Origin of the sequence: uncultured Litoreibacter sp., assembly GCF_947487515.1 — a bacterium.
Classification (GTDB): Bacteria; Pseudomonadota; Alphaproteobacteria; order Rhodobacterales; family Rhodobacteraceae; genus Litoreibacter.
The window spans coordinates 335183-341538 of the sequence record NZ_CANKWO010000004.1 but is presented as its reverse complement, the minus strand read 5'-3'; the positions used below and the strand labels follow the sequence as shown (position 1 = coordinate 341538).

Genomic DNA, 6356 nt, shown 5'->3' with positions numbered 1-6356 from the left:
AATTTTTACGTTAGCACCATGCGGACGTTTACGTGAGGTAAATTATCCTAATTCACTGAAAATCTTTTCTAGACTCGGGAGGCGAAGGCCAAAAGGCGCCGCCGACGTGTCGCAGCGTCCTTCTGACTCGCTCTCTGACGCGCCGCAGCTTTGCCGATTTTTCGGCGCTGATGTTCCAGCAATCGCGACGCCCGAAAATTGCGCCACGGCAGCACCGGCCAAAGCCATCGCAGCACGCGCCAGCGCCATCCCGAAAACGCCGGATCGTCTAGCGACAGACACTCCAGAACCTGCACTCTGGCGTTGCGTTGGGACAAAGTAATTGCGGTGCGGCGGCTTTCAGTGGCGTCCGCCAAAACGATCAGTTCGGTCGGGTTCGACAGCCCTTGTTCAGCGGCTTCACGGCGCACGGGACCCAACCCGCTTGCAAGCTCGGGGCGGTCGGTAACGATGGTCGCGCCATCCTTTGCTTGACGCTCCAGAAACTTAACGAGTGCGGCGTTAGTGCGCACGAATATCCGGCAGCTCTTGCGGGGGCGCTGTGACGTCCAGACGGGCGTGCCATAAAGCAGATGCAACTCCCGTCCTGCCCCGTCCAGATCCGCTGCGACGCCTCCTAGAAGAGGCACCTTGTCCAGCACTTCACCCAGCCCGATTTGCGCGCGTGAACGGCGCACGGGAGTGGGGCGCAGACCGTTGCGCAATTCCACCATCTGCTGCACGCCGCTGGTCCAAGTCTGTCCCGGATCGGGTTCGCCAGTCCGTGGGTCGATGATGGTCAGGGCGCCGTCCTCGATCACGTAATCATGGCCCTTGCGTAGCTGGTGCAACGCTGTCAGCGCAAGTGTCACCAAGAATACGCGCCGCGCGATTTCTACGGGCAATTCAGTGTCGTCCACCTCTGAAACGCGCACGCGCCCGATCGCGCTGAGGCTGGGTTGTTTTTCAACCGTCCAGTCGATGCCTTGCTCCAGTTTATTTGCGAGTGCCAGAGCACGCCGTCCTTCGGCCGGGGCAAAAATATGATCCAATGCCGCGCCCCCCGCGATGGCGCTGCGGGCGTCATCCAACAACGCACGATCCGCATCGACAAGGAGGACAGCAGGGTCGCGCCGCTGGGTCGGCACAGTCATCGGTTTGCCGCGCAACTGGCGCGTTGCCAGCCGCAAGGGCGTTGCAGGTTCATCGATCAAGATCCGGTCGCGCAGCCGGTCATGGGCGATCCGACGCAATTGTCCGACCGTGGTCCGACCGTCCGGGAAAGCAGCTGCATCATCCAACGGTTCAAGCGTCCTGCCCATTCGCGAAAATGGGGCTTCCATCGCTACCGCCAATCGCTCTGCGTCACCAGGATGGCTGGTTGCAATCGTAACTCCGCGCCGGTGTTGCGACAGGATTAGGGCCGCCAGTTCCAGCACCGCTTCGCGGCGTGCTGGATCGGGGAGTTCGACTATCCAACCGCGCGACACGGCCAGTGCACGCAGACGGTCAATGTAGGGCAGTTTCCGGATCATCGCAGCGCGGGCCTTCCGCGTCTGCCGCCCCCGCAACGCAAGCCCGACAATCGCCAACGGTCGAGCGACCGGCCAGACCCTGACCCACAACTTGCGACCCTGCTTGTCCAGTGCGCCTGCAGCAGGCCCTGCGCGTTGCGCCATGACTAGACCCCAAACCGGTCAAGAAAGACCTGCCGCATCCAGCGGCCCCATTGCACGGCAATCGGGCTGCGGCCCTGATCGAAACGCACCCAGACCCGCTGGTTGAAAAACAATGCATCAGGGCGTCCGTCAACAGCCAGATCAAGTATGAATACACTTTCAAGTGCACGGGCTTGGTTGGGTCCAAAGTCGGCAGGGATCGGCCCCCCGAAAGTCGTCGTCAGCGCCGCGCTCGGCAAATCACGAGTGGCACGCGGTGTCCGCGCGACGATGTGCGCCATGTATGTCACTGAGGGCTCGGTAGAGAACCGCAAGGAGATCGGCCCCTGCCCTACTGCGATCCGGTCGACTTCCTCTTGCGGCACCACAGCCCGCACGACCCAGCCGTCGCTGTCATCGGTGACATAGCCCAGCACGGTTCCCTGCGGTACGAACCGCCCCAACCTGTCAGCGCCGATCAGCGGTTGGAATTGTCCGGTCTGCGGGGCCAGCACTTGCAGCGCGCCTTGCTGTTCGCTTAATCGTTCCAGATCGCGCAAAGCAAGGTCACGCCGTGACACGTCGATCCGCGCCTGCAGTGGGTCACGGGCGTCGCTGGCGGCGAGTTGTATCTCGGCCTCATGCAATTGCGCAGCGACGAGACGGGCGCGTGGCGCTGCCAACGGATCTTCGAGTTGCGCCACCTGTAACTGCGCATCATCGACCATGCGACCCGCGCTTGCCACATCACTCAGCCAGCCTCCCGTTCGCGTCATCACCCGCGTCTCACCGGGGGCGACGACCACGCCCCACGCGATTGTTGCATCCGGCACGGGGATAACTACCAATGGCCCGCAGATCACCGCCACAAGACCCGCCGTCGCAATAAAGGCACGACGGCGGCGAGTTTCTAGTTCCGGTGCACTCAACAAATATATCACCGCCTTGGAGATCGGCAGAACGATCATCAACACTACAGACCACAGCGCCAGTGCAATCCCGACAAAAAAGAACTTTCCGGCCACGAATAGTGAAATCCCGAGCATTATGATCATACGGTAGATAAAGGCGAGGACCGCGTACCAGAACAGCCACTTTCGTTCGCCACGTGCTGTGACAGGGGATCGCGCGTTGTCCAGACCGAACAGATAGTGGCGCACCAGGTATGATAGGTATTTGTTGGACCGCTGGCCCAGATTAGGCACTTCGATCAGGTCAGTTAAGACATAATAGCCGTCAAAGCGCAGCAACGGATTGCCGTTGAATAACAGCGTCGAAACGCCGCCGATCAACATGATGTTAAACATCAACGCCCTCGCAATGCCTGGCTCCATCTCGGTCCACACGATCATCGCTGTAGCTGCGACAGCCAACTCTACCATAATCCCTGCCGCCCCAACCACCATACGGTGCCGCTTGGACGGAAACCCAATCGCTGCAGATGCATCGACGTATGGTACTGGCATGAACACAAGGAACATCACCCCTACCTCACGCACCTGCCCGCCCCAGTGTTTCACAGCATATCCATGCCCCAACTCGTGCAGCAGCTTAACCAGCGGATAAGAGATCAACAGCAACGCGATCCCGTTACCCGACAGCACGCGGTCCACAATATTTCCGGTCAGTTCGTCCCAATGAATCGCGGCCATCACCGTGCCCCATACAATCAGCCCCAACCACGCAATGAATCCCACCCATGTAAATAAGGGGCGCACCAGCGGCATCGTCGCGCTGACGAAACCGTCGATCGCGAAAAGCGGGACCTTAACGCCCAACGGGTTGCGCATGGATTGCATCATCCGCTTGCGGCGCATGGTGCTGTCACGTTCTGCGATTTCCTCAAGGTCGGGGATGCGGTCGGTCGTTAGAACCCCTGCCACATGAAGCTGTGACAGCAGTTGTACAATTTCGTCCTGCGTGGGTGCATTGACGCCAAGGCGCTCTTCCGCAGCGCGTGCCACCTCCCCCAGCGAGCGACGCCCGTCCATCATTCCGATCAGAGCATAGGCTTCCGGCGAGAACCGAAAAAACTTTCCGCCAGTCGGATCTTCCATCACATACCAAAGCGAGCCGCGAAAGTATTGCCGGTGCAAAATGGCATGCGGTCGCAATACGGGGCGAAGTGACGCAACTTGCGCCCAGATAGCCGAATATGGGGTCGGCGCAATGCTCACGGCAGCCAGCGCCAAGTGGCAAGGCGCAGCCAGTTCACGAAGTCCTGCGTCCAGACCTGTATCGTCAGACGATCCTCAATTGACACGCGCGCCACACCTTCCATACCAGGCAGTAAGACCTCCGTACCGGTGGATGGTGGAGCGTCAAGATGCGCCTCAAGCGCGAAGCGATTGCCGCCATCTTCGGGTGTGGCGACGGACAGGATGCGCTCGACCGCAAAAGGGAACGTTTCGTCCGGCCGCGCGGCAAAGCGAACGCGGCCCACTTGCCCCGCAATCAGCACTGCGATGTCACCTTCTTCGACCGACAGCCGCAAGCGGTAGTCGTCTAGCGGCGCAATCACGAACAATTCTTCCCCACGCGAAATTGCTGTGCCGAGTTCTTGAGTGCGATCCCCCGAAACCACGACCCCGTCAAACGGTGCCACCAGTTCCGTGCGCGAAATTTGCTCCCGCAACAGATCGATCTGCGCATTGGCCTGCGCGATTTGCGCGCCTAGAAGCGCCTCGTCTGTGCGGCGTCCCAGGGCCGTAGCCTCGTTGCGCTCGATCTCGCTTTCGTTGAGTTCGGCCTCAGCTGCCATCAGACGCAAGCGCAGATCGCGGTCGTCCAATTGGGCCAGCACCTGACCTGCAATCACGCGATCCCCCGGTCGCACGGTCTGGCCCACAAGATAGCCATCAAACGGGGCGGACACGATCCGCTGCTCAGTGCCTTCCAGCCGCGCATCCGCCACGACCTCGTACGCAGTGCGCGCCGTCGCCGCCCAAAAGACCGCCGCCGCGAGCAGCAGAAACGCCAGCTTCGTGCCGAGCCGCGCAGGCCCGAATATCGCCGCCAGAACGCGTCCAATTGAGATCATCAAGCGCATCGGCCAACCGCGATCCGCGAGCATTTTTTGACGCAGAATCGGTCCTATCAGTGCTCCGATCCCGAGTGCAAGGTCGCGGCGTTCAGAGGTCAGTCCGGCCACGTCGCGGTGTTCCAGCGTCATTGTGCCGATCACCTCGCCATCGGCGTCACTCAACGGCAGTGTCAGCACGGACATTGCGCCCTGCTGACGAAGCAATTCACCGTGTGCGCGAGACACGCGCGTGTCTTCTTGCGCATCAGCCTCGGAGGTGGCACGGCGCAAGATCGGACCGCCTTGGTCAAGGCATTCCAGCATAGCACGGCGGATCAGTTGCGCCAGCGACAGCTGCATGCCCATGTCCGCCGTGTGCGACACCGCCGCGACTTTCAACTTTTTGCCACTTAGCAAGCCTACCGATACGCGGTCGCAATCCAAACCTGTCGCTGTCGCCGTGGCCGCCGCCATGGCCGCCGCGCGGTGGCCGCGGGCCTCAAGCAGTTCCACTAGAACGTCGATGGCCGCCTGCCCACGATCGCGCTCGGCTTCGATGGCGTGTTCGCGAGTCCGTGCGTCACGCAACTCGACCCAGCCGCCGCCCCATTGCAATCGGCGCATCGCCTGTCGGGCCTCTTGCTGGGTGGACCCCTCTAAGCGTAGCAATGCTGCGCCTAGCAAACGGTCCTCGTCAAGATAGGGATAGCAGATGCAGATTGCGCCCTTGCCCATGTCACGCAACACAGCGCGTTTGTCGGCAATTGCCCGCTCTGCGGTCGCACTCATATCGGAATCGATGGTCGCGTCCTTCGGCCATATCGCGCGCGGGATCATGTGGTTGTCTTTGTCCGACGATGGCAAAATCATTGCCGCTTTGCTGACAGTTCCGATGAACTGTGATTGCAGCGCAAGCCACGCATTTGCAAAAGCATCCGTTTGGGATGAGGGCCGAAGCATCTGCCACAGCGCACGATCGACCATCACGGACGTGTCATCATCACCTGTCGCTTGCGAGACCGGTGTCTGGGGGCGAAGGTCTTCTTGTTGGGAGAAAGTCATAGATCAACGGTCCAAGGAGCTGCCGCGATTATTGGCGGTGCCCAACTATACGCAGCCGAAAGTCGCTTTGGGAACCCGCTAACGTGACGTGATCGTGCGGCCGAGGCGGAGACTGTCAACAGCTGCTAGGTTGAATCGCAAGGTGTAAATATACTTTTTACTCAAATAACCGCGCTGTTCTTCTTGATCGTGAATTGGCTCACCTAGCCCCAAGCTGAAACACTGCCTTGCGGCTGCATTGAGTCACCATCTGCGAAACTAGAGCTCGAAACGTATCCCCAAGGCCTAAAACCAGACTTTCGCTTAATCGCGGCGAAAGCCCGCTTTGTCCGCCCATAGCAGACTCTAGTGCATCGGCAACGAAGGTCCGCTTTATTTGCCAATGTGTAGAGTGAGCATGCCACTATGGGCTGAGAACTCGCGCCGGCTAGTCCGTCCCAACACATCATCTCGGAACGAGCAGCCCTACCCCAGACCCAAGCAGCCCCCAGATGGCCCCACAATAGAGGGGCGCGAATCTTGTAAAAATGTGCTATGATGCTCTCAGAGACCGGTCCGTCCTGCTCTAATTCCAGGAAAACCCTCTTAACATACAGCAGGTGTGAGGTTTCCATGAACCGCCGCAACCCAGCGGC

General features: G+C 60.1%; 3 protein-coding genes. All 3 read right to left on the bottom strand.

Going from position 1 to position 6356, the window contains the following annotated elements; genetic code table 11:
• Positions 1-68: 68 nt before the first annotated feature.
• Genes Q0746_RS15665 through Q0746_RS15655 form a run of 3 tightly spaced genes read right to left on the bottom strand, consistent with a single transcriptional unit; the run spans position 69 to position 5721 of the window.
• Positions 69-1658, bottom strand: a complete 1590-nt coding sequence (locus Q0746_RS15665) for a hypothetical protein (RefSeq protein WP_298261959.1) — start codon at positions 1656-1658, stop codon at positions 69-71.
• A 2-nt stretch (positions 1659-1660) separates the two neighbouring features.
• Positions 1661-3814: an HlyD family efflux transporter periplasmic adaptor subunit gene (locus tag Q0746_RS15660; protein WP_298261957.1), complete on the bottom strand. Its 2154-nt coding sequence runs from the start codon at positions 3812-3814 to the stop codon at positions 1661-1663.
• Positions 3811-5721 carry an HlyD family efflux transporter periplasmic adaptor subunit gene (locus Q0746_RS15655; RefSeq protein ID WP_298261955.1) on the bottom strand — a complete coding sequence of 637 codons (1911 nt, stop codon included), beginning with the start codon at positions 5719-5721 and terminating at the stop codon, positions 3811-3813. Before Q0746_RS15655 ends, Q0746_RS15660 begins: the two co-directional genes overlap by 4 nt.
• Positions 5722-6356 lie beyond the last annotated feature (635 nt).

Bases quoted from the DNA above. Each gene is read 5' to 3' on its own strand.
- Q0746_RS15665 (WP_298261959.1), bottom strand. From the start codon at position 1,658: ATGGCGCAACGCGCAGGGCCTGCTGCAGGCGCACTGGACAAGCAGGGT.
- Q0746_RS15655 (WP_298261955.1), bottom strand. From the start codon at position 5,721: ATGACTTTCTCCCAACAAGAAGACCTTCGCCCCCAGACACCGGTCTCG.